The organism is Salmonella sp. NW38, from assembly GCF_051807745.1.
In the GTDB taxonomy this organism is placed as follows: Bacteria; Pseudomonadota; Gammaproteobacteria; order Enterobacterales; family Enterobacteriaceae; genus Salmonella; species Salmonella enterica.
In genome coordinates this window covers 102,728-127,798 of the sequence record NZ_JAMMTO010000006.1, presented here as the reverse complement: position 1 = coordinate 127,798, position 25,071 = coordinate 102,728, and the positions used below count along the sequence as shown (strand labels likewise).

Sequence of the window (25,071 nt, the reverse complement as noted above, 5' to 3'; positions counted from 1 at the left end):
CGACTTTACACCCCACTATTCAGTCGCTGACGCTAACCCGTTGCCGGACGCGGCTTATCCGGCCTACGGCTATTCCTCGATCGCCTGGCGAATTTGCTGCAACGACGCGGGATCGTCAATAGTTGTCAGATCGCCCGGATCGCGGCCTTCACAGATCGCCTGGATCGTGCGGCGAAGCATCTTTCCGGAACGCGTTTTGGGGAGCTGCGAGACAAACCAGACATGCGCCGGACGACCAAAGTGACCGATCTGGTTGTCCACCAGCGCCATAATCGCTTTTTCCTCGTCGCGCGCCGCCTCGCGATCCGCCAGCGTATCGCTCTGCTTCGGAATAACAAACGCCACCGCTACCTGCCCTTTCAGAGCGTCTTTTATCCCCACTACCGCCACTTCCGCTACGTTCGGGTAGCTGGAGATACTTTCTTCTATTTCTCGCGTCCCCAGCCGATGGCCCGCAATATTAATCACATCATCGGTACGGCCCAGAATAAAGTAATACCCCTCGGCGTCGCGGATTCCCCAGTCGAAGGTGGCATAAACCTGACGGTTAAACAGCGACCAGTAAGTCTTCACAAAACGCGCATCGTCGCCCCAAATAGTCTGAATACAGCCCGGCGGCAGCGGCCCCTCAATCACCAGCATGCCTTTTTCATTTATGCCGCAGGGGTCGCCGGTGACTTCATTGAGTAGCTGGACGTTATAACCGTACATCGGCACGCCGGGACTTCCCAGACGCGACGGCCTGTCGTCCAGCGCGCGGGCCAGCGCCATGATCGGCCAGCCGGACTCCGTCTGCCAATAATTGTCGATGACCGGTACGCCCAGCGTCTCCGTTACCCAACTGGCCGTCGGCTCGTCCAGCGGCTCACCGGCCAGATAAAGCGCCTCCAGCGAGGAGAGATCGTGATTACGGATTTGCGCCGTCGGGAATTTTTTCAGCACGCGAATCGCGGTCGGGGCGGAAAACATCCGGTTAACCTGGTATTTCTCGACAATTTTCCACCAGACCCCGCAGTCCGGGTACGTCGGCAGTCCTTCGTAAACAATAGTCGCCATGCCTGCCAGCAGCGGCGCGTAAACGATATAGGAGTGGCCGACGACCCAGCCGATATCCGATGCGCAAAAGAATACGCCGCCCACCTTGCCGCCAAAAATGGTGTCCATCGAGGTTGCCAGCGCCACCGCATAACCGCCGACGTCGCGCTGGACGCCTTTCGGTTTGCCGGTAGTGCCGGAGGTGTAAAGAATGCATGAGGTTTCATTGGATTCCAGCCACGCCACCGGCACGCTCGCGCCGAGATGCTGCTGGCGCAACGTGGCAAAATCCAGATCGCGCCCATCCACCCACGCCATTTTCGCCAGCCCTCTGTCCACCAGCAGAACGTGTTTCGGCTGATGCTGCGCCTGCGCAATAGCGTCATCAAGCAGCTTTTTATACGGCAGGATTTTACCGCCCCGCGCTCCGGCATCCGCCGACACAATCAGCGCCGGTCTGGCATCGTCAATGCGCGCCGCCACGCTGTGCGAGGCAAAACCGCCAAAGACCACCGAATGGATCGCGCCAATGCGCGCGCAGGCCAGCAGGGTTATCTGCGCTTCGGCAATCATCGGCATATAGACCAATACGCGATCGCCACGCTGCACGCCCAGCGACAGCAACATGGCGGCCACAGCGTTGACTTCATCATGCAACTGGCTGAAGGTAAATGTACGCTCTTCATCGGTCTCTGATGAGACGGCAATCAGCGCCAGCGCCTCCGGCTGTTTATCCAGCCAGCGGTCAACGGCGTTATGACATAAGTTAGTGGTGCCGCCGCAAAACCAGCGGGCAAACGGTGGACGGCTATGATCCAGCGTCTGCGTAAACGGCTGTCGCCAGTCGATACGCCGGGCCTGCTCGGCCCAGAACGCCTCCGGTTCGTTAATGGAACGCTGATAAAATTCGCTAAAAGACATCACGCTCTCCTGTTGAACTTACGCCTTACTGCTGGCTGGCTCAGATGACATATAAATCGAGGTATTCGTTAACCGGCATCTGCTCCAGGCGGGCTCTGTCCAGGGAGACATCCAGAATGCGTTGCTGCTGGCGAGTCGGGAACTGACGCGCCAGGTTTATTTTAAATTTTTCGATAAGCTTCGGAATACCGTCGGCGCGGCGACGCGCATGACCAATCGGATACTCCACGACAACCTCGCCAAAGCGTGAGCCATCAGTAAACTCCACGGTGATCGCATTGCCGATAGCACGTTTTTCCGGGTCGTGATAGTCGGCGGTAAAAGCCGGGTCCTCATAACACACGATTTTCTCGCGCAGGGCGTCAATACGCTTGTCCTGCGCCACCTCGTCTTCATAATCCGCCGCGGTTAACCGTCCGAACAGCAACGGCACGGCGACCATATACTGGATACAGTGATCGCGGTCCGCCGGGTTATTGAGCGGGCCTTTTTTATCGATAATGCGGAGACAGGCTTCGTGGGTGCGGATGGTCACTTTCTCGATATCCGCTGCCGTTTTACCCGCGGCCTGCATCTGCTCATACAGCGTCATCGCCGCTTCGACGGCGGTTTGCGAGTGGAACTCTGCCGGGAAAGAAATTTTGAATAGCACGTTTTCCATCACGTAGGAGCCGTAAGGGCGCTGGAAACGGAACGTTTCACCTTTGAATGAAATGTCGTAGAAGCCCCAGGTTTTGGCGGTGAGCGCCGAGGGATAGCCCATCTCGCCGGTTTTCGCCATCAGCGCCAGACGTACCGCGCGCGAAGTCGCATCGCCCGCCGCCCAGGATTTGCGCGTACCGGTATTCGGCGCATGACGATAAGTGCGCAGCGACTGGCCGTCGACCCACGCCAACGATACCGCGTTGAGGATCTCATCGCGCGTCAGCCCCAGCATTTCAGCGACCACCGCGGTCGAGGCCACTTTGACCAGCAGCACATGATCAAGCCCGACACGGTTGAAGGCGTTTTCCAGCGCGATGCAGCCCTGAATTTCATGGGCTTTGATCATCCCGCTCAATACCTGTTTCATGGTCAGCGGCGCTTTGCCGGCGGCGACGGCGTTACGTGACAACCAATCCGCAATCGCCAGAATACCGCCGAGGTTATCAGAAGGATGGCCCCACTCGGCGGCAAGCCAGGTATCGTTAAAATCGAGCCAGCGGATCATCGCGCCAATGTTAAAAGCTGACTGTACCGGATCGAGCTGGAACTGGGTGCCCGGCACGCGTGCGCCGTTGGGCACCACCGTGCCTGGTACGATCGGCCCAAGCAATTTTTTACAGGCCGGGTATTCCAGCGCTTCCAGACCACAGCCGAGCGTGTCGAGCAGGCAATAATGCGCGGTGTCGTACGCCACCTTTGAGGTGATCTCGTAGTTCATCACGTAATCCACGATATCGACGATTTCGCGGTCAAATTCCGGGCGGATGTTCAGTTCTTGGGTAGACATAGGGTACGTTTCCTGCGTTTTATTTTTAATAAGAGTGAGTTAGCAACGATCGTCTATCGAGACAAACGGACGATCTTCCGGCCCGGTATAGTTGGCAGAGGGGCGAATAATCTTGTTGTCCTGACGCTGTTCAATAATGTGCGCCGCCCAGCCGGTAACGCGGGCGATGACAAACAGCGGGGTGAACATTTCGGTAGGGACGCCCATCATGTTGTAGGAGACCGCCGAAAACCAGTCGAGATTCGGGAACATCTTTTTGGTTTCCCACATCACCGTTTCCAGACGGTCGGCGATGTGGTACATCTTCAGCGAGCCGCCTTCTTCTGAAAGCTGTTTCGCCACCCGTTTGATCACCTGATGGCGCGGGTCGGCGATGGTGTAAACCGGATGTCCAAAGCCAATCACCACCTCTTTGTTTTCCACGCGTTTACGGATATCCGCCTCTGCCTCGTCCGGCGTTTCATAACGCTGTTGAATTTCCAGCGACACCTCATTCGCCCCGCCGTGTTTCGGGCCCCGCAGCGCGCCAATCGCGCCGATAATCGCGGAGTAGACATCCGAGCCGGTCCCGGCAATCACCCGGCTGGTAAACGTCGAGGCGTTGAACTCATGCTCGGCATACAGCACCAGCGAAATATGCATCGCCTTTTCCCAGCTTTGGGTTGGCTTTTCACCATGCAGCAAATGCAGGAAATGGCCGCCGATGGAATCATCGTCGGTTTCCGGCTGAATACGTTCGCCGTTGTGACTGTAGTGATACCAGTAAAGAAGGATAGAGCTGAGCGAGGCCAACAGCTTATCGGCAATATCGCGCGCGCCGGAGACGGTATGTCCCTCTTTTTCCGGCAGGGTGCAGCCCAGCGCGGAAACGCCGGTACGCATCACGTCCATCGGGTGCGAGGCCGCCGGTAACGCTTCCAGAACGGTACGGACATTGGCGGGTAATCCGCGCAGCGCTTTTAACTTGCTTTTATAAGCGTTCAGCTCGTCGCGGGTCGGTAATTTTCCGTGGATCAGCAAATGCGCGACTTCTTCAAATTCGCAATGCTCCGCCAGATCGAGAATGTCGTAACCGCGATAGTGCAGATCGTTACCGCTTTTTCCCACGGTACACAGAGCGGTATTTCCGGCTGGTACGCCAGACAAGGCGACGGATTTTTTGGGCTTAATGACATGGTTATTATTTTGCAGGATCGTGGTGTCGCTCATAGTGTCCTCGTCATTTTTTTAATGTGTAGGGTATTGAGGCGTGTAAGCCGGATAAACGTAGTGCCATCCGGCATTGCCTGATGGCGGCTTCGCCTTATCAGGCCTACAGGCTACGATTTTTTATTCCTGTACAGCGCGTCCAGCTTCTCTTCGAACTGGTAGTAATTGATGCTTTCGTATAGCTCGTTGCGGGTCTGCATGATGTCGATCACGTTCTTTTGCGTCCCTTCCTGGCGCAGCACGGTATAGACTTTTTCTGCGGCGCGGTTCATGGCGCGAAACGCCGACAGCGGATAGAGCGCCATCGCCACGTTTGCACTGCGCAACTCGTCGGTCGTAAACAGCGGCGTCGCGCCAAACTCAGTGATGTTGGCGAGGATCGGCACCTGCGCCACGTCGGCGAACTGGCGGTACATCGACAGTTCGGTGATCGCCTCCGGGAACAGCATGTCAGCCCCCGCGTCCACGTAAGCCTGCGCGCGATCGAGAGCCGCCTCCAGCCCTTCCACCGCCAGCGCATCGGTACGCGCCATGATCACAAAGTTCGGATCGGTGCGCGCATCCACTGCCGCCCGAATTCTGTCTACCATCTCCTCTTTCGAGACGATCGCTTTGTTTGGACGGTGTCCACAGCGCTTAGCGCCAACCTGGTCTTCAATATGCAGCGCGGCGGCGCCCGCTTTGGCTATGGACTTTACCGTCCGCGCGACATTAAAGGCGGAGGAGCCAAAGCCAATATCCGCATCCACCAACAGCGGCAGCGGGCAAACATCCGTGATGCGACGGATATCGGTTAACACATCATCCAGCGTAGAAATCCCCAGATCCGGCAGTCCAAGCGAGCCTGCCGCTACGCCGCCGCCAGAAAGATAGATAGCCTGATACCCGGCCCGTTGGGCCAACAGAGCATGGTTAGCATTGATAGCGCCGACAATTTGTAATGGATTCTCTTTAGCGAGCGCGGCGCGAAATGCCTGCCCCGGCGAATGTAAAGACATATCTCGTCCTCATGTTAGTAAATTGTTACTCAAGATGTATTCACCAAAGCAAAGGCTATGCCAGGCAAAGAGGCAGCGAGAAAATTAAATACAATGAGATTTAAAAACAGGTGATTACAGTCATTTCTGTTATGAATAAGCGCGATTAAGGGAAAAGAAAAACGTGTCAGCTAACGTTTCATGAAACGAATCGTTCCGTTTCATTGCAACATTTATGAAACACGTTTAAAACAAAAAATCGCCCCTTAAAGATGAACCTACTGCGATGACGACTGCCCACAGCGCTCCGCGCGATAATAGCGATAAACCGGTGATCTGGACGGTCTCCGTAACGCGTCTGTTCGAACTGTTTCGGGATATCAGCCTGGAATTCGATCATCTGGCGACCATCACGCCTATTCAACTCGGCTTTGAAAAGGCGGTGACCTACATTCGCAAAAAACTGGCGACCGAGCGCTGCGACGCGATTATCGCGGCGGGTTCGAATGGAGCCTATTTAAAAAGTCGCCTGTCAATACCGGTGATCCTCATCAAGCCCAGCGGATTCGATGTATTACAGGCACTGGCGAAAGCGGGAAAGCTCACCTCGTCTATCGGTATCGTGACCTATCAGGAGACCATTCCGGCTTTACTTGCCTTTCAGAAAACTTTTCACCTCCGTCTTGAACAGCGAAGCTATGTCACCGAAGAGGACGCGCGCGGGCAAATTAACGAACTTAAGGCCAACGGTATTGAGGCCGTCGTCGGCGCGGGATTAATTACCGATCTGGCGGAAGAAGCGGGTATGACCGCCATCTTTATTTATTCTGCGGCGACCGTTCGTCAGGCTTTCCATGATGCGCTGGATATGACCCGTCTGACACGGAGACAGCGCGTGGATTACCCATCCGGCAAGGGATTACAAACCCGGTATGAACTGGGCGATATACGCGGCCAGTCGCCGCAAATGGAGCAGCTCCGCCAGACGATTACACTCTATGCCCGCTCCCGTGCGGCAGTGCTGATTCAGGGGGAAACAGGGACCGGAAAAGAGCTGGCGGCGCAGGCGATTCACCAGACGTTTTTTCACCGCCAGCCTCACCGTCAGAATAAGCCATCCCCTCCTTTTGTCGCCGTCAATTGCGGCGCGATTACCGAGTCGTTGCTGGAAGCGGAACTGTTTGGTTATGAAGAGGGCGCGTTTACCGGTTCACGACGAGGAGGCCGGGCGGGGCTGTTTGAAATCGCACACGGCGGCACGCTGTTTCTGGATGAAATCGGCGAAATGCCCTTGCCGTTACAAACCCGACTTTTGCGCGTACTGGAGGAAAAAGCCGTCACTCGCGTCGGCGGACACCAGCCGGTCCCGGTGGATGTCCGGGTGATCAGCGCTACGCATTGCGATCTGGATCGGGAGATAATGCAAGGACGTTTTCGCCCCGATCTCTTTTACCGCCTGAGTATTCTGCGCCTGACGCTTCCTCCTTTGCGCGAGCGGCAGGCTGATATTTTGCCGCTGGCGGAAAGCTTTTTAAAACAGTCGCTGGCGGCGATGGAAATTCCGTTTACCGAATCGATACGTCATGGATTGACACAGTGTCAGCCGCTTTTGCTGGCCTGGCGCTGGCCCGGTAATATTCGCGAACTGCGTAATATGATGGAGCGCCTGGCACTTTTTTTAAGCGTCGATCCCGCGCCAACGCTGGACAGGCAATTTATGCGGCAGTTATTACCTGAGCTTATGGTGAACACAGCAGAGCTGACGCCTTCAACCGTGGATGCGCACACGTTACAAGATGTACTGGCGCGCTTTAAGGGCGATAAGACCGCGGCGGCGCGTTATCTGGGGATTAGCCGCACCACTCTGTGGCGTCGTTTAAAAGCAGGTGCCAAAGACCAGTCGGGTAATTAAGACAAATGACAGCGTCCTGAATGCCTGATGGCGCTACGTTTACTGCAGGCCGTCATCCGGCAAAACGGATGCCGGTTGCCAGGAATAAAAATACCCGCCGGAAACCCAGGCGGGTATTTTTATGATGCAACGCTTTTATTTCTTTTTATAAATATCAGCCGTACCATGAATTTTATTTTCTGTCTGCCCGGACGTTAGCACCACCACATCCGCCCCTTTTTCATCCGCCTTTTTGATTAAATCTTCTCTGGCATCCAGCGGCGACATTTCCCCGGTGGTGGAAATCGTGCCAATTTTCGTGTATTCGGAGGCGACTTTATCAAAGTCTGTTTTTTTCATGATTTCTGCGGCATAAACGTTTGTCACGACAAACGCTAATGCGCCAAGCATAACCTTGTAGCCAGTTTTCATAGCAAAACCCTCGTTTTATTATTACGCCATCATCGCTTTATCAGAACAAAAAGGCCGTTCGGACTGATTAAATAAGTAGTGTAGATTGCTGGAAAAATCCAGTCAGCCCCCGCTCTGTCGGCGTAACAACGCGGATTAAAACGCCCCTGCTTTGTGATCTCACTCGCAATCATCTGGTTTGACTATTAATAAGATGAACGTTATTTCTTGAGGCTATGGGAAGAGTTGTCTATGGAGCCGTTTCATGCCGTTGTGCTTACCGTCAGTCTGTTTGTGTTAACCTTTTTTAATCCCGGCGCGAATCTGTTTGTGGTGGTGCAAACCAGCCTCGCATCAGGACGCCGGGCGGGAGTCATCACCGGCCTGGGCGTCGCTACAGGAGACGCCTTTTATTCCGGGCTGGGGCTTTTCGGTCTGGCGACGCTCATTACGCAATGCGAAGCGGTATTTTCTCTTATCAAAATTGTCGGCGGCGCCTATTTATTATGGTTCGCCTGGAACAGTATTCGCCACCAGGCGACGCCGCAAATGAGCACGCTCCAGACGCCGATTGCCGCCCCGTGGACGATTTTCTTTCGCCGGGGATTAATGACCGATTTATCCAATCCGCAAACCGTACTGTTTTTTATTAGTATTTTTTCCGTAACGCTTAGCGCAGAAACGCCCACATGGGCAAGGTTAATGGCCTGGGCCGGAATTGTGCTGTCATCCGTTATCTGGCGTATTTTTCTCAGCCAGGCCTTTTCGCTCCCCGCAGTCCGCCGCGCTTATGGGCGAATACAGCGCATTGCCAGCCGTGTTATCGGCGCCATTATCGGGATGTTTGCGCTCAGACTTCTCTATGAAGGCGTGACGCACCGCTAGTTTGCCCGGTAGCCTTTGCTACCGGACGATAAGCGTTATCAAAACGCCCATGACACGCTGCCTACAATGCTACGCTCGGCACCAAAATAACAATAAGAGAGCGAATTACAGGCAGCGACATAGCGTTTGTCCGTCAGGTTATTTACGTTGAGCTGGGCGCTCAAGCCATTTAACCCAATGCTGGATAAATCATACCCAACCACCATATCGACCAGTGTATAGGACGGCAAGGTGTGGGTATTCAGGCGATCGCTGGTCACGCCGTTGACGTACCGAATGCCGGAGCCCAAAGTCAGCCCCTCTAACAGACCGCTTTTCACATCGTAGCTTAGCCAGGCGCTGGCCTGGTTCCGTGGAGCATAAACCGCGCGCTTACCCTGCTCTTGCGGGCTACTTTTCTTATAACGGATATCAGTATAGGTATACGCCGCCTGCAAACGGACGTTATCCGACAAATGGCTAATGGCCTCCAGTTCAACCCCTTTAGACTCAATTTCACCAATCGAGCGGTACGGATCGGTAGGTTCTTCTTTGGTCGCGATATTGGTCTGGTTAATACGATACACGGCGGCGCTAAACTGGCTGTTCCCCCCCAGCGGTTCGTATTTTACCCCCGCCTCCCACTGCTTGCCTTTCATCGGTTCCAGAACATTGCCGTTTTCGTCGGCGAAGCTGGTCGGCGTAAACGCGGTAGAATAACTGAGATAGGGGGCGACGCCATTGTCGAACAGATAAAGCAACGCGGCACGGGTGCTGACGTTGTTTTTATCGAGATCGCTGCGTGAATCATGAAGTTTGTCGATGTTAGACACGCTGACCCGATCGTAACGACCGCCCAACGTAAAGCGCCAGCGATCCCATGACATCTGATCCTGTAAATAGTATCCGGTCTGCCGCAGCTTATGTTTTTCACGGCTATACAACGTAATGTAATCCGGCTGAGCGCCATAAACAGGGTTGAAAGCGTCAATCGGCGGAAACGCGCCATAATAGCCAGTAGTATGATTACTGCGATCCTGATAATCGATCCCCACCAGCAGACGATGATTAATCGCCCCGGTATCCACGCTGCCGTCGAGCTGATTATCCAGCGCGATAGCCGACATTTTCTCCCCGGAGCCGGAATAGCCGCGATTCAGCGCCGTTTCATTCAACCAACCTGCGGCATAGACCTGATTCAACGTCACTTTGGTATGCAAATAGCGCAATTTTTGCCGTACCGACCAGCCGTTATCGAACAGATGCTCAATGTTATAACCCACCATATTTTCACGGCGATCGTATTTGTCGTAGTCATCTTCACCTTCAAAGAAAGTGTTAGAAATTTTTCCGCCGTTATAAGGTACAACCGTGCCTTGATAAGGCAGTCCGGAGTGGCTACCGCCTTCCGGATCACGGTGCAGATAGGCCATAAGATCAAGACGCGTCCGATCGGTAATTCGCCAGGTCAGGCTCGGCATCAGCGCATAGCGTTCCTCTTTCAAGGGGGTAAACTGCGAATCGGCGTAACGTGTCATGCCGCTAAGACGCGCCGCCACACGTTCATTGTCATCCAGTGGGCCGGTCACATCAAAAGCCGCCCCGCGCTGGTTGTGATTGCCGGCAAACAGCTTCACCTCTCCCCCGGCATCAAACGCCGGTTTTCGCGACGTCAGCGCGACAATGCCGCCTGGCGATGAACGTCCATACAGAACGGACGCCGGGCCGCGTACCACCTCGATATCTTCCAGAAACCAGGGGTCAACCACCAACGAACTGTGTGAATTGGTGTCGCCCATCATTTTTAACCCGTCGAGATAGACGTTATCCAGACTACCGTCCGAAAAACCACGCAATACGATGTAATCAAAGCGGTTAGAGGCGCCTATCTGATTACTGTATACGCCTGGGGTGTAGCTGACCGCCTGACGCACGCTGGTTGCGCCCTGCTCTTCAAACTGCTGGCGGGTAATAATGGATACCGACTGCGGCGTTTCAATATCTGGCGTCGCCAGCTTGGTCGCGCCACTCTGAACGGGCGAGGTGACAATGACGGTATCATTTTTTGTGGTTTCCTGGGCAAAAAGAGGAAAAGTCGCGCCGCCGATAGATCCGCCTATCAATAGCGCCATACGCGTTGTCGCAAACATGAACATCTCCAAAGGCATCTTTATTGTAAATAAGAATTATTACCTTTTAGAGATAACGGACCACTATGCGTAACGCCAGATTGCCTATGCGCAATGATAAAAAATCACCCAAAGCGGCAGAAAACCGGGTTAGCGGCGGATATTACCGCTCTGGCGGAGCGCGTTACGCACAGTGTCGTGACGCCGTCAGAGACGCGTCACGCAGCTCGCCGGGCGAGCAGCCATAACGCCGACGAAATGCCGTCGCAAAGTTTGTGGCATGTTGATAGCCTGACATCCAGGCGGCCTGCTGCACGCTGTATCCCTCCATCAGATAACGACGCGCGCGCGCCAGGCGGCAATCGCGCAGATAATCAAACACGGTACCCCCATAGGCATGGCGAAACTTGCACCGCAGACTACTTGGACTCATTGCCGCCCGACGCGCCAGTTCGTTCAGCGTGTAGGCTTTTTCCGGCGTCTGCTCCAGTAAACGCCGAATGAGCTCCAGCCGCTGATATTTACCGGTGACGGGAAGCCCGCGTTTTTGCGTTGCGGGCTGACATAGATTTAGCGCATAGCCCAGCAATTGCAGCATGATGCCTTCCAGCATTAACTGGCGTGACGCCGCATGAGGTCCGGGCTGCTGCGCATAACGTAACCCCGAAAGCAGAAACTCCGGCACCTGCCAGACCCTCGCCGAGGTTGCGCTATTTTCCCACTCGTCTGCCAGCGAGACAGGCAAACGCTCCCGCCATCCGCCGTCCGGGTACATTCCCAGCGACAAGGTGCGCAATTTACTGTCTGCGCCGTGATGGGCGCGTATCGTCTGCTGCTCACTCAGTTGCGAGCAAAACGCCATCCCCGCGCTCAACAAAAAGGTCTGCTCATTGACAGCCAGCGCAACGTTACCTTCCAGCACCACCAGCATATACAGCGGACTGCTATGGCGAGAGGTGGTTTCATAAGGTTGTAACACGTGAACATCCGAGCGTGTAATGCAAATCCCGCCAGGAAGCGCTATCTCTTCGATATCGCCATGAAGTACGGGACTACTCTGCGTATACTGCGGTAACGCAGGGAAGCGGTAATCAATGCCATAACGCTCGCCAAACGCGATGAAGTCGCTGACGGAAAAGATCTTTTTCATCGCCGGGGCGGCGGAAGAGTGACAGGAGATCGGAGACATTATCAATACCGTTTATCTGCGTTATACCAGAGCGTTAGCCACTGTGTAACCATATCACTGCGGCCCGGGAACGACAATAAAGATGAGAATAATTATCAACCGCTATTGAGGGGAGAGATAAGACGAGCAAAGGTGATCGATAAACGCCGATCTGTCGATAAAAACGCGCTTTCGCCAGCGACGAAAGCGCGTCCGGGGGGTATCAGTCAGGAGCGAAATCCTGCGGAGGTCATGAGCAGTCTGAACAACATTCCGACGCCCGCCAGCAGAAGCACGCTGGCGCACCATATCGCGACCATCCATACGACTCGCCGCGACCATTTTTTCACTTTAACCATCAGTGATATCCCTCTCCATGTCGCACTTTTCCACGGAAGACGTAGTAGCTCCAGAAGGTATAAGCCAGAATAATCGGGATGATTATCAGCGCCCCAACCAGCATAAAGCTTTGACTTTGCGGCGGCGCGGCGGCGGCATACAGCGAAATATCCGGTGGAATAATATTCGGCCAAATACTGATGCCTAACCCGCTGAACCCCAGAAAAATCAACCCTAGCGTGAGAATAAATGGACGCGCATGGGATTCTGGTTTTTTCACGCTGCGCCATAGCCAGACGCTAAAAGCCAACACCAGCACAGGCACCGGCAGGAAGTAGTATAAATTGGGCAACGTGAACCAGCGCTCGGCGATGTCGTCGTGGGTGAGCGGCGTCCACACGCTGACGCCTCCCATCACCAGCAACAAGACGATCAACAACGGGCGCGACAGCGCGCACATCCGGCTATGCAACGGATCTTCGCTTTTCATAATCAGCCAGGTAGCGCCCAGCAGCGCGTAGGTGACGACCAGACCGACGCCGCAGAACAGATTAAACGGCGTCAGCCAGTCAAGCTGCGAACCGCTAAAGGTTCGCCCTTCCACCTGAAAACCGCTCACCACCGCGCCCACCACAACCCCCTGGGCAAAGGTCGCCAGGATTGACCCGACGATAAAGGATTTATCCCAGAACGCGCGATGCGACTCGGTGGCTTTAAAACGGAATTCAAAAGCGACGCCGCGAAAGATAAGACCAAGCAGCATAACCACCAGCGGGATAGTCAGCGCGTCGCTGATGACGGCATAAGCCAACGGGAACGCGCCAAAAAGCCCGGCCCCGCCCAGCACCAGCCAGGTTTCGTTCCCGTCCCATACCGGCGCGACTGAGTTCACCATAACATCGCGATCGTGTTTATCGCGAATAAACGGAAACAGGATACCGACGCCCAGATCGAAACCATCCATCACGATATACATCAGCGTGGCGAACACGATAATAGCAAACCAGATAACCGGAAGATCGATGGTCATTCGCGTTTCTCCTGCTCAAGCGATTCTCCCACGGCAGAGATAGGACGCGCGGGTCTGCCATCGGTTTCAGCGGTCGGTGTCTCCGCCGGCTGCGGCCCTTTCTGGATAAGGCGAATCATATAAATATAGCCAACCCCAAAGACCAGGGAATAGACCACAAAGAAGGCCAGCAAACTGATGCTCATCTGCAAGGTGCTGTGCGCGGAAACCGCATCACGCGTTCGCAGCAGGCCATAGACCACCCACGGCTGACGTCCTACTTCAGTCGTCACCCATCCGGCAAGGATGGCGATAAGCCCGGACGGCCCCATCCACAGCGCAAAGTGCATAAAGGGCCGCGAATGATACAGTCGGCGTCGGTAGCGTAGCCACAGGCTGGCCAGCCCCAGGAAGATCATCAGTACGCCCATGCCCACCATCAGACGGAAAGACCAGAACACCACGGTAGAGTTGGGGCGATCCTCTTTGGGATAATCTTTCAGCGCAGGCACCTGTTTGTCCAGGCTATGCGTCAGGATCAGACTGCCCAACGCCGGGATCTCAAGCGCATAGCGGGTCCGTTCCGCCTCCATATCCGGCCAGCCTACCAGCGTAAGCGGCGTTGGCTCGCCGGGCGTATTTTCCCAGTGCCCCTCAATCGCGGCAATTTTGACCGGCTGATGCTTCAGGGTGTTAAGGCCGTGCATATCGCCAATCAATGCCTGAACGGGCGCCACCACGACCGCCATCCATAACGCCATCGAGAACATACGGCGGATAGCCGGCGTATCGTTACCTTTCAGTAAATGCCAGGCAGCGGACGCGCCGACAAACATCGCGCTACTTAAAAACGCCGCAACGGACATATGCAACAGGCGATACGGGAACGACGGGTTGAAAATCACCGCGAACCAGTCCACCGGGACTACCTGACCGTTGTGAATTTCAAATCCCTGCGGGGTATGCATCCAGCTGTTAGACGCCAGAATCCAGAACGTCGACATTAACGTGCCCAACGCCACCATACAGGTAGACAAGAAATGCAGGCCCGGCCCGACTTTGTTCCAGCCAAAAAGCATCACGCCTAAGAATCCCGCTTCCAGGAAGAATGCGGTGAGCACTTCATAGGTTAATAAAGGCCCGGTGATACTGCCGGCGAACTGGGAGAAACCGCTCCAGTTCGTTCCGAACTGGTAAGCCATGACCAGACCGGAGACCACGCCCATCCCGAAGTTGACGGCAAAAATTTTGAGCCAGAACTGATAGAGCGAGCGCCAGACAGGATTACGCGTTTTTAGCCATAAACCTTCCAGTACCACCAGGTAACTGGCTAAGCCAATCGTAATCGCGGGGAAAATAATATGAAAAGAGACGGTAAAGGCAAACTGGAGTCTCGCTAAAAAGAATGCATCAAACTCCATGTTCCCTCCCGTTTATATATAGTCACTTCGTGTAAAATATTCACTGTTCGCAACCAGGTTGAAACGAAACGGTTATTTTCCCCAAACGTAAAAACGTCGGGGAATATCCAGATAAATTACGATTTTTTTTGCGGCTGGCTGTCAGGTTTATCGCCCGACTCTGGCGCTTCGGAGGGGTCGTCTTTTTCGACAGCGAAACGGTAGTATCTATTTAGCATAACATGTCTCCCTTAGTTACATTCAATTGGCAATATCTACCTGGCCGTTATAAAAATAACGGCAAAACAAAAAAACAGCGTCCTCAAGACTATTTGCAATTTCAGCAAAATACGCTTAGCTGAAAGTTAAGAATAGACGTAAAACGATAACCTTCAAGTCAACGCGGTTTACGGGACGGGGGATTAGCTCAGGGAGAATGACCGCAACGCTCGCTGCGCGGCGGCCATTTTATATGGTCTATCAAAAAGATAACCGTTAAGGTTCATTCAAACCCGTTAGTTTACCTTCCCCTCAATCAAGCCATTGATCGTAGAAAATACCGCCGGCGCGCTGGTCGCTTCCGCAAACTCGACATTGATATTTTGCCGACGCAGCATATCGAAGAATTTACGTTGCGCATCAAGAATAACCTGATCGCCTACGCGCATATTTTCTGCTTTAGTTTCAACCAGTAAATAAACACTGTCGGCGTCCTGACGCTCAATACGGTACACAAAATCCGGCGTAGTAGAGCCCCCCGTATATTTGGGGATCTGAATGGCCCGCTTAGGCAGTTTGCCAAACACAGAAACCTGTTGCGGATAATCGTATTTTAATAGCGGCAATTCTGGATCGACGCTGTCATAACGCAACGGCGGTATTTGATAGAGAGAACGGGGATCGTCTATCGCATTCTCATCCACATTTTTCCCCACAATTTCAGCGCTAATCTCCTCTCTGAACTGCCGTGCCGTGGAATCAAATACCGACGTTGAAGCCTGAAAATCGAGAGGCAGATAATCGTGGCGCTGCGCAAAATGCGCATTAATCCGCGCCTGTAATGCGCGGGTCATATTGTCCAACGAGATCTCGCTTAAATAACGTGAATCTCCGTGCAAAACATCACGCAGCATCGCCATTAACACCGGGTGCAGGACGTTAACCGGCAGACTGGTACGTAACGCCAGTTGCTTAAGAAAATGGCCATATTTCATGCCCGCCATAAATTCGCTGGCGGCTAATTCGCCTTCCCGCTGCGCCACTTCAAAACGGCCATTATCTTCATTCGATACCAGCCGTTGTTGCACCTGGCTTGGCTTCTGGCGTATATACAGCGCCGGATCGCGCAGCACCTCGGCGGCAATCTGTTCCAAAGAAGCGCCGCTACGCTCGAATTGCAGCATATAACGGCGGGAAAACTGCTCCCAGATACTGCTAAGTTGTTCCCAATTCTCTTTGCGTAACCTGACTCGCAGTCGGGAGGCGGGCTTATTGTCACGAATGCGATCCGCTCGCACCCGCGCCTGCGTCAGCTCAGGATAGAACTCCAGTAGCCACGCAAAACCACTTTTAGTTTCCCCGTTAAGCGTTACGCTGGGTTTAAACTCATTACTCCGGTTGATCAGTTTTTTATCATCCAGATCTTCCAGCAAACGAAGCTCCGTAAACGCAGGATCGACTTTTTGTCGCTCGGTGACGATGAGTGTGATCATCGCCTCATCCAGTTTCTGCTCGTTAAGCTGAACTTTGCTGTCGCGATTAATCTCATCAACCAGCATACTGGCAAACGCTTTTTCATCATAACCAATCAGAAACGACAGCCGGGACGGCCACTCTTCCTGATGAACGCGATGGCCGTTTTCATCTACCGGTAGCCGCAGGCCGCGCCCCACTTCCTGAATTTTGCTCGACTCGCTACCGGAAGAACGTAATTTAGCAATGACAAAAACATTCGGGTTATCCCAGCCTTCGCGAAGCGTCCATTTTGAAAACAGAAAGCGGCGCGTTTCCCAGTTGCCGTGATGGTCTGAAAAACTGAGCAACTTCTCTTTATTTTTCAGAATATCATCTACCTCAGCCTGGATCGCCTCATCGCCGCTTCCGCGGTCTTCGCCAAAGTAACCAGCGTGGACGTTTTGGTTATCCGAGTGCAGGCTGGCGAGCGTGGCCTGCAGAAACGACAGATACTCCACTTCTCGCGGCAGGGTCTTGCGCTGATAATCGTCAATCAGTTGCATCAGTTTCTTTTTCAGTAAACACTCAAACTTCAGTTTCAACCAGCCTTCGTCATCACGATAGCTTTTAATACTGTCAATAAAGAAAAGGCTTAAGGTCTTAATACGCGGGGCATTATTTTCTGGCTCATTGCTGCGTAAGAAATTTGCCTGCTCGGTATCAAAATGCTTATCAATGGCGTCCTGAATAATCAGTTCCTGGTAGCTCGCGCCAAAGGTTCCTGGCACCAGCGCCATCCCTGCCTCCAGCTCCAGATCGTTCGACAACATTTTACTGCCGGCATATTCGATACTGCCTTCAAATCCTGCATCGACATCGGCGAGATTTTCGCCCACGCCAACCTCGGCAATTTTGCCCCCCCGTCGGAGGATTAATTTCTTTGCCGTGACGCTGTCAACGATATAACGATTGTTGGCCTGTTCTTCGGGGAGATTTGGGTAATAAATATCAATACCTTTCACCAAACCATCGTTAAAACTGTCCACCGCGTTGAGATCAAACTGCGGTTGCCGGCGATAGTAATCTTTACGTACACATTTATTTTTACCCTTACCTTCGACAATATCCGGGAAGGTAGCGCCAAAGCGGACGATCATTTGCGGCTGAATAGCCTGAATCGCTCGATAAAATTTGTTATCTCGCGCAAAACGATGCGGTTCATCAATAATGACCACCGGTCGCGTCATTTGCAGCCCTTTAACAGGCGACGTCAGCCCACCCAGGAGCGTTTGATCGTAATCGTCTCGCGTCATACTGGCGGAATTGAGCATTTGCGCATTGATCAGCAAAACCTGAATCGTATGGCTATCACGACGGCTGGCATCGGTAAAACTTAATAGCTGGGCCGGAAAATTTTTACGCCCCGACTTTACTTTAAAATCACCGGCGTTAATGGTGCAAAGTTCCATCCGCGTATTTTCGTAGAACTGTGAAAAATGCTGTCTGGCGTAATCGCTGGTGATAAAGTTCCGCGCGCCTTCTTTAATGGCTGGCGTCGGCACCACCAGCACAAATTTGAAGAGGCCGTAGTTCTGATGCAGTTCATACATCAACCGGGTATAGACATAGGTTTTGCCCGTCCCGGTCTCCATTTTAACGTCAATATTGGCCTTATCGTCGTAACGTTCCTTAATCAGCGGATTAGCATAGTGATTATGATCGGCCTGCGCGTGATCGATACCGGTGAAACTCGCCAGAATCGCCGCTAACGCCTGTTCCTGATGGGGAAGTTCTTCCAGTAAAATATTCATCATCATCCCCTCTTAATAACGCTTCACCAGGTTCACTTTTTGATCAAGCTGTTTTAAGCCGATTTCCAGTTCACGAATGGATTCAAGGTCGAAAGAGTAGCCGTAAATGACAATGGTCTGAACCGGAAGCTGGTGCGTACCAATGTGGTTGAGAAGATCGCGGGTCTGCTCGGTTCCCCATCGTTCATCAATCAGATACAGGCGCGTATTATCAACATACCTGGCGCAATAGCCGGAAAAATCAATGGTCTGTACGTCAATATCCATTTTGTAACCATCGGCGACCAGCCATGTCGTTAATAAGGTCTCTTCGCCGCTTGCGCCGCCCGGCACGCCCAATCCTCTGGCGGAAAAAGGATTGATCATGTCGGTAAATCCTGACTCGGTGAAAGCGGCCAGTTGACCGCTGGTATTGATAAAATGGCCGGTAGCAATATCGAAGCTATCCAGATCGTCCAGCGTCTGCTGTGTCGGAGTGGCAAAACGATAATGTTTAAAACCGAGATCGCTATTGGTCGTGGGATTGTTGGCGCGGATCTTCGCCGCAACGCGTGTAATTCGCTCACGGCTGATTTCATCAATAGTGTTATAACCTGCTTTTTTCGCGATAGTGTTATTGCTTAATGCCTGATCGATAGTACACAGAATAAACGTGCGCTGCCCCCCATCTTCTTCATTCAGCGCCATTACCGCATGGGCCGTAGTGCCGGAACCGGCAAAAAAGTCCAGAACGACGCCGTCTTTATCGATGGCGAGCTTGATAATTTTCTTCAATAATGCGGTCGGTTTCGGCGTATCAAAAACGTTGTCGCCGAAGAGATCCAGAATCTCCTTTTTCCCCTCTTTATTCGACGCGACGTTATCCCAGTAATTGGTCGTTGGCTGCCCTTTACTGTGGTGCGCGTACATGACTCGCTGGGGAATACCGCCGTTATCTTTGCCAAAATAGACCAGATTATCGGCCACCAGTTTTTGGTAACTGGCTTCAGGATAAGCCCATAGTCTTTCGTGTACCGTACCGTTCGGCGTGGTAATTTTATAGGTATAGCCGCCGCCGCTCAGCCCTTTTGACACCGTTAACGGCACCGGTCGCCATTTCCCTTCTGGAAACTGTTCGGTCGGTTCTTTATAGGATTTCTGAATATACTCTTTAGAAAGCGGTTCTAAACGTAAAGCGCCCTGGCCGGTTTTGGCGTAAACAAGAATGTATTCTCCCTGGATGGAAACGTTATCAGAGTCGTTAGAAATCTCTTTTTTGCGCTTCCACATCACATTGGTGACAAATCCGCCTTCGCCAAAAATCTCATCCATCATTAATTTAAGATTGGCGTACTCATTATCGTCGATAGAGATAAAAATAAATCCGGTATCTTTCAGGAGCTTCCTGGCCAGGAAAAGACGCGGATACATGAAAGATAACCACGCGGAGTGCGTCGATTTACCCTGAATGGATTTTAAACGTGCCAGTTCAGTATCATTAAGACCAAACATATCCTGCAACGCCCGATCGCTATATTCAAAATGATCGGGATAGACAAACCCGTCCGATCCGGTGTTATAAGGGGGATCGATATAGATCATATCGACGGTATCGGCGTAATTATTTTGCAGATGGCGTAACACATCCAGATTATCTCCGGTCAGAAAAAGATTATGGCTGTTTTTATTTTCTGCCAGAGTATTGTGTTCCACGTCAGGAACGATAACGGTAACGGATTTTTCACCCGCCTGTTTTTTTGCGTAATCTTTGCCAATAAAATCAATCTGATAACCGCTAGTCAGCTCATCAATATTACGCGCTTTCAACGCGCGCTCAAATTTGGCGAGATCAAATCCGCCTTTCGCGATCAGTTCGCCCTGCTCGTTATAGCGATCGGCGGTAAAAAATTCCGGTAATGCACGTTGTAACTCAGACAGAAAGGCGCTATTCGGGGCAACAGACTCGTTGTGTTTTTGGTTATCTTTCAACATGATATCTTCGCTCCGTTGATAATTTTAAGGTCCAACAATCAATTTCTTATAAAGAAAAAAGTAAGCGATGATTGTAATGGTCACGAAAGGCAGATGCCATCATTAACCTTTGTTGTTCGTTGAAAGGGCGTGAAAACGACGGGGGGAAGGCGTGCTCCCGGCGACAGTATGCGCCAGGAGCGTAGTGTTTACGTGCGATGACCGACGGCCGACTCCGGGAGTGCGTCGCTATCTGTACCGGAGATGACGACTCCCCGGGTCTCGCGACCAAATGCCACAAATACACAGATTAAAATAGCCACCGCGCCAGCCACGATCGCCATTGCCAACCCGTAATTGCCACCATGCGTTTCCGCGATGCGAGCCTGTAACGTCGCATTAACCGACGCCAGTAAATTACCCAGTTGGTAAACAAACCCTGGCAGTACAGCGCGCGCATTCGCCGGAACCAGCTCGTTCAGCCAGGTCGGCACGACACCCCAGGCGCCCTGCACCATAAACTGCATCAGGAACGCGCCCAGGCCAATCGTGAATGATCCGCTGGAAAATGCCCATAGCGGGAGTACCGGAAGCGCAAGAAAGGCGGCGATCATGATCGCTTTTTTACGCCCAATACGTTCCGATAGCGTACCGTAGAAAATACCGCCGAGCATCGCGGCAATGTTATAAAAAATCGCAATGATACTGATCAGATGCGGATCAAAACCATGCTGCATCTTCAGGAAGGTAGGATAGAGATCCTGCGTGCCGTGACTGAAAAAGTTAAAGAACGCCATGACCAGCACCAGATACAGACACAACTTCCACTGTTTGCGCAGAACAGGAAGCAGCGCGGTATTCTCTTTACGCGCTCTGGCCGCCAGCCAGACGGGGGATTCCGGCACTTTAAACCAGATATAAGGCAGCAAGACAACAGGCAGGGCGCCAATCAGGAACATGCCGCGCCAGCCTACCATACTGTAGAAGAGGCCAAAAATAACCGAGGCGAACAGATAGCCGCAGGGATAGCCCGCCTGAAAAATGCCCGACATCAGGCCACGCGAACGATCGGGAATGGTTTCCATCGCCAGTGATGACGCGACGCCCCATATCCCGCCCATCGCCACGCCGTACATGACCCGAAAAATCAGAAATGCCATGAAGGTGGGCGACCAGGCGGAAAGCAGTTCAAACACCGTGAAGAACAGAATATTGAGCATCAGTATCGGTCGACGTCCGTACTTTTCCGCCATTCGGCCAAATAGCAGCGCGCCAATGGGACGTACCGCCAGGGTCAGCATAATCGCAATGGAAACGTCCGATACGGAAGCGTGAAACCATTCGGCGAGATCGCTAAGTACAAAGACAAGGATAAAGAAATCAAACGCATCCAGCATCCAACTGGTAAAGCTGGCAAACGCCACATGTCGTTGTGTCGTCGTCCAGTTCAGGGGGGTGTACATAGGTAGTGTCCTGCATCAAAAAATAACATCAAGCTTTGAAGCGGCGAAACGCTGGAGCGCTCCCGTCGTCAAAGCGACGTAACAAGGTAGCGTTGCGCTACTTATTTGTTATCTTTTTGTATATAGCAGGTAAAATGTTAGCAAAAATAGACAAATCATTACATATTATTAACAAAGCTTACTGACACATGATTTGTCACATTTTTTATGGGGATTATCTCATGCAAAGGAAAGCGAAGCGTGGCTAGCGTATCGCGACCGGCCTGTCGCCAGACCGATCGCCATTGCCGATTACCTCTCGCGCGGCGGGAAACCGGCCTTTTGCAGGGCGGCGGCAATCTGCTCCGCGGATAGCGACGTTTCAACGTCAACCAGACGCGTCGCCGGGTCGGTTCTCACCGTCGCATTAGCATCAAGAGTCAGAATCGTCTTTTTTACCGTACTGGCGCAGCCGCCGCAGGTCATGTCATCAATATGGAACTGCATAGTGAACTCCTTTTGTGTGGGAACTGTTGCCAGTCTGGGCCTTGCCAGTGTTGGAAGGTCAAGCGTAATCTCAGGACTTACAGACGCTTTGCCAGTCCGTGGCGACGAGGACGGCGCAATACCGCTCCGGTACGCGCCTCCGGCTCGCTATCGTCAGGTTGTCCAAGCGTATGCAGAATGGGGCAATCTGGCAGCGCGTCGCCGGCGCAGCAGTGAATCAGCGCTTTGAGGGTTTGCGCCATGTGCTGCATGTTCTGGATACGTCTGTCCAGTTCATCAATGTGCGTCTGCGCCAGGCGTTTGACGTCAGCGCTTTGCCGCGACTGGTTATTCCAAAGATTCAGTAAGTCGCTGATTTCAGCAACTGAAAAGCCGAGATCGCGCGCGCGGCGTATAAAATGCAATTGATTAACATCAGCCTGGGTATAGGCCCGATAGCCGGAATCCGTCCGACTTGCCGCGGGAATCAGACCAATCTGTTCATAGTAGCGAATCATTTTGGCCGAGACTTTCGATGCTTTAGCTGCTTTACCGATGTTCATGACGCTCCTCCTCATGTCGTGGATGTATCGGATGGGGTTGCCATCGGCGCCCGGAAACGGCGCAGCCGCAAAGCGTTGCCCAGCACGAACACGCTCGACATCGCCATCGCCCCTGCGGCGAATACCGGGGACAATAATATGCCCCAGACCGGAAATAGCGCGCCTGCCGCGACAGGAATCAGCGCCGTATTGTAAGCAAAGGCCCAGAACAGATTCTGGTGGATATTGCGGATGGTCGCTTTAGACAGCGCGATAGCATTCGGCACGCCTTGCAGGTTGCCGGACATTAGTACGACGTCGGCGGATTCCACCGCCACATCGGTGCCGGTGCCAATCGCCAGCCCCACGTCGGACTCCGCCAGCGCTGGCGCATCGTTGATGCCATCGCCGACAAACGCCACCTGCCCATACGCCGCTTTCAGGCGCCGTATCGCCTCGACTTTCCCTTCCGGCAATACCTCGGCGACCACGTCATCAATTCCTAACTGTCTGGCGATAGCCTGTGCCGTGCGGGCATTATCGCCAGTGATCATGGCGACCTTAATGCCGAGCTGATGTAAAGCGTTAATTGCGGCGGGCGTACTGGGTTTGATCGGATCGGCCACGGCGATAATCGCCGCCAGTTGACCGTCAATAGCCGCATAGAGCGGCGATTTCCCTTCCTGTCCTAACCGTTCGGCGGTGGTGGCGAAGCCGCTAATATCCACGCCAATTTCGCGCATATAGCGATCGGCCCCCACGTCAACACGCGTACCGTCAACGGTAGCGTATACGCCCATCCCGGTCACCGATTCGAAGCCGCTCATGCCTGGTAGCGCGATCCCTTCCTCTTCTGCCGACACGACAATCGCACGGGCAATCGGATGCTCTGAACGCGATTCTACCGCCGCGACTTTCGCCAGCACCTCACGGCGTTCAAAGCCGCTGGCCACGTCGAGATCGGTCAGTACCGGGCGGCCTTCGGTAAGCGTCCCGGTTTTGTCTACGGCCACCACCTTAGCGTCTTTGAGTAGCTGTAACGCCTCCCCCTTACGGAACAGCACGCCCATTTCCGCCCCACGACCGGTTCCCACCATAATGGAGGTCGGCGTCGCCAGGCCCATCGCGCAAGGACAGGCGATAATCAGCACCGCAACGCCATTGATTAGAGCGAAAGTCAGCGCTGGCGACGGCCCAAACGCCAGCCATACCACAAAGGTCAGCGCAGCAATAAGCATTACCATTGGGACAAACCACAGCGTCACTTTATCCACGACGGCCTGAATCGGCAGTTTTGAACCCTGCGCCTGTTCCACCAGACGAATGATTTGCGCCAGCATGGTCTGTCCGCCGACGGCGGTCGCCCGCAGCGTGAGCGCGCCTTTTTGGTTTACGGTACCGCCCACCACCGCGCTTCCTGCGGATTTCTCTACCGGTATCGGTTCGCCGGTAATCATCGACTCGTCAACGAAGCTGCGGCCTTCGGTCACTTCGCCGTCAACCGGTATCCGCTCGCCTGGCCGAACCTCCACACAGTCGCCCAGCACAACCTCGTCGACAGGGATATCCACGATGCGGCCCTCGCGTAACACATGCGCGACCCGCGCCTGTAGCCCCACCAGACGTTTAATCGCTTCGGAAGTCCGCCCCTTCGCCCTTGCCTCCAGAAAGCGCCCCAGCAGAATAAGCGCGACAATCACTGCGGCGGCCTCGTAATAGACGTTTACCGTCCCTTCAGGCAACAGGTCGGGCGTAAAGGTCGCCACCAGCGAGTAGCCGAATGCCGCTGAGGTTCCCACGGCGACCAGCGAGTTCATGTCCGGCGCCAGACGCGCCAGCGCCGGGAACCCTTTAAGGTAAAAACGGCGACCGGGGATCGTCAGCACCAACAGGGTCAGTGCAAATTGCCAGTACCAGCTTTGTTGCAGGCCAATCGTTTTTATCACCCACTCGTGCATACCAGGAATAAGGTGCGAACCCATTTCAAGCACAAAAACGGGGAGCGCCAGCACGCTGGCGAGAATCAGATCGCGCTTCAGCCTGACGCGCTCGGCCTCTTTTTTCTCTTCAGAGTCGTCTTCGCCCTGCCCCGCCGTCTCTACCGGTCGCGCCTCATACCCCGTTTTTTCAATCGCCGCGATCACCGCCTCCGCCGACGCCGTCCCGCGGACGGTGGCGCGCTCCGTCGCCAGATTCACCGTAGCGTCCGTTACGCCAGGCACAGCCTTAATACCTTTTTCAACGCGAGCGACACACGACGCGCAGGTCATACCTTCAATAAGTAAGCTTATCGTGTCGTGACGATTTTCTGACTGACTCAT

General features: G+C 53.5%; 19 protein-coding genes and 1 pseudogene. 2 read left to right on the top strand and 18 right to left on the bottom strand.

Annotated elements, in window-relative coordinates; genetic code table 11:
* Positions 1-69 precede the first annotated feature (69 nt).
* The 4 genes from prpE to prpB all read right to left on the bottom strand — a co-directional run bounded on the left by prpE (position 70) and on the right by prpB (position 5,655).
* Positions 70-1,956 carry a propionate--CoA ligase gene (prpE, locus tag NA624_RS12405; RefSeq protein ID WP_000010208.1) on the bottom strand — a complete coding sequence of 629 codons (1,887 nt, stop codon included), beginning with the start codon at positions 1,954-1,956 and terminating at the stop codon, positions 70-72.
* Between the two features lie 40 nt (positions 1,957-1,996).
* The gene (locus tag NA624_RS12400; protein ID WP_000107081.1) at positions 1,997-3,448 is read right to left on the bottom strand and encodes a bifunctional 2-methylcitrate dehydratase/aconitate hydratase; all 1,452 of its coding nucleotides are present in this window, start codon (positions 3,446-3,448) and stop codon (positions 1,997-1,999) included.
* Between the two features lie 39 nt (positions 3,449-3,487).
* Entirely contained in the window at positions 3,488-4,657 is a 1,170-nt protein-coding gene (gene prpC / locus NA624_RS12395) for a bifunctional 2-methylcitrate synthase/citrate synthase (protein ID WP_001285878.1), read from the bottom strand.
* 110 nt (positions 4,658-4,767) lie between these two features.
* A complete protein-coding gene (gene prpB, locus NA624_RS12390; protein WP_000052223.1) occupies positions 4,768-5,655 on the bottom strand; it encodes a methylisocitrate lyase in 888 nt (295 codons plus the stop codon).
* A 265-nt stretch (positions 5,656-5,920) separates the two neighbouring features.
* Here prpB and prpR point away from each other — a divergent pair, with 265 nt between their 5' ends.
* A complete protein-coding gene (gene prpR / locus NA624_RS12385; protein ID WP_000205284.1) occupies positions 5,921-7,546 on the top strand; it encodes a propionate catabolism operon regulatory protein PrpR in 1,626 nt (541 codons plus the stop codon).
* A 135-nt stretch (positions 7,547-7,681) separates the two neighbouring features.
* On the opposite strand, the gene yahO is transcribed toward prpR, so the two are convergent.
* Positions 7,682-7,957 carry a DUF1471 family periplasmic protein YahO gene (gene yahO, locus NA624_RS12380; RefSeq protein WP_000848026.1) on the bottom strand — a complete coding sequence of 92 codons (276 nt, stop codon included), beginning with the start codon at positions 7,955-7,957 and terminating at the stop codon, positions 7,682-7,684.
* A 231-nt stretch (positions 7,958-8,188) separates the two neighbouring features.
* Between yahO and NA624_RS12375 the strand changes: the two genes are divergently transcribed.
* The gene (locus NA624_RS12375; RefSeq protein ID WP_000433131.1) at positions 8,189-8,821 is read left to right on the top strand and encodes a LysE family transporter; all 633 of its coding nucleotides are present in this window, start codon (positions 8,189-8,191) and stop codon (positions 8,819-8,821) included.
* A 38-nt stretch (positions 8,822-8,859) separates the two neighbouring features.
* Here NA624_RS12375 and foxA read toward each other — a convergent pair whose 3' ends face one another.
* From foxA to golT, 13 genes and pseudogenes are all read right to left on the bottom strand, one after another.
* Positions 8,860-10,968, bottom strand: coding sequence for a ferrioxamine B receptor FoxA (gene foxA / locus NA624_RS12370; protein WP_001127745.1), 2,109 nt, complete (start codon positions 10,966-10,968; stop codon positions 8,860-8,862).
* A gap of 145 nt (positions 10,969-11,113) precedes the next feature.
* Positions 11,114-12,118 carry a ferrioxamine uptake transcriptional regulator FoxR gene (gene foxR, locus NA624_RS12365; protein ID WP_000074606.1) on the bottom strand — a complete coding sequence of 335 codons (1,005 nt, stop codon included), beginning with the start codon at positions 12,116-12,118 and terminating at the stop codon, positions 11,114-11,116.
* 95 nt (positions 12,119-12,213) lie between these two features.
* Positions 12,214-12,406, bottom strand: a pseudogene (locus tag NA624_RS12360) (hypothetical protein).
* The gene (locus NA624_RS12355) at positions 12,325-12,510 is read right to left on the bottom strand and encodes a DUF2474 domain-containing protein (RefSeq protein WP_305954967.1); all 186 of its coding nucleotides are present in this window, start codon (positions 12,508-12,510) and stop codon (positions 12,325-12,327) included. The pseudogene NA624_RS12360 and the gene NA624_RS12355 overlap by 82 nt, the downstream one beginning before the upstream one ends.
* Positions 12,456-13,466: a cytochrome d ubiquinol oxidase subunit II gene (gene cydB, locus NA624_RS12350; RefSeq protein ID WP_000151038.1), complete on the bottom strand. Its 1,011-nt coding sequence runs from the start codon at positions 13,464-13,466 to the stop codon at positions 12,456-12,458. Before cydB ends, NA624_RS12355 begins: the two co-directional genes overlap by 55 nt.
* A complete protein-coding gene (locus NA624_RS12345; protein WP_000393711.1) occupies positions 13,463-14,866 on the bottom strand; it encodes a cytochrome ubiquinol oxidase subunit I in 1,404 nt (467 codons plus the stop codon). Before NA624_RS12345 ends, cydB begins: the two co-directional genes overlap by 4 nt.
* A gap of 116 nt (positions 14,867-14,982) precedes the next feature.
* On the bottom strand, positions 14,983-15,084 hold the full coding sequence (gene ssaA / locus NA624_RS12340) for a small effector SsaA (RefSeq protein ID WP_000934834.1): 102 nt from the start codon (positions 15,082-15,084) through the stop codon (positions 14,983-14,985).
* 276 nt (positions 15,085-15,360) lie between these two features.
* The gene (locus NA624_RS12335; RefSeq protein ID WP_077905330.1) at positions 15,361-18,333 is read right to left on the bottom strand and encodes a type III restriction-modification system endonuclease; all 2,973 of its coding nucleotides are present in this window, start codon (positions 18,331-18,333) and stop codon (positions 15,361-15,363) included.
* A 9-nt stretch (positions 18,334-18,342) separates the two neighbouring features.
* Positions 18,343-20,301, bottom strand: coding sequence for a site-specific DNA-methyltransferase (locus NA624_RS12330; protein WP_000910364.1), 1,959 nt, complete (start codon positions 20,299-20,301; stop codon positions 18,343-18,345).
* A 188-nt stretch (positions 20,302-20,489) separates the two neighbouring features.
* The gene (locus NA624_RS12325) at positions 20,490-21,743 is read right to left on the bottom strand and encodes an MFS transporter (protein ID WP_000288504.1); all 1,254 of its coding nucleotides are present in this window, start codon (positions 21,741-21,743) and stop codon (positions 20,490-20,492) included.
* A gap of 291 nt (positions 21,744-22,034) precedes the next feature.
* On the bottom strand, positions 22,035-22,229 hold the full coding sequence (golB, locus tag NA624_RS12320; protein ID WP_001159470.1) for a gold resistance metallochaperone GolB: 195 nt from the start codon (positions 22,227-22,229) through the stop codon (positions 22,035-22,037).
* A gap of 77 nt (positions 22,230-22,306) precedes the next feature.
* Entirely contained in the window at positions 22,307-22,771 is a 465-nt protein-coding gene (gene golS / locus NA624_RS12315) for an Au(I) sensor transcriptional regulator GolS (RefSeq protein ID WP_001020583.1), read from the bottom strand.
* 11 nt (positions 22,772-22,782) lie between these two features.
* On the bottom strand, positions 22,783-25,071 hold the full coding sequence (gene golT / locus NA624_RS12310) for a gold/copper-translocating P-type ATPase GolT (protein ID WP_000083315.1): 2,289 nt from the start codon (positions 25,069-25,071) through the stop codon (positions 22,783-22,785).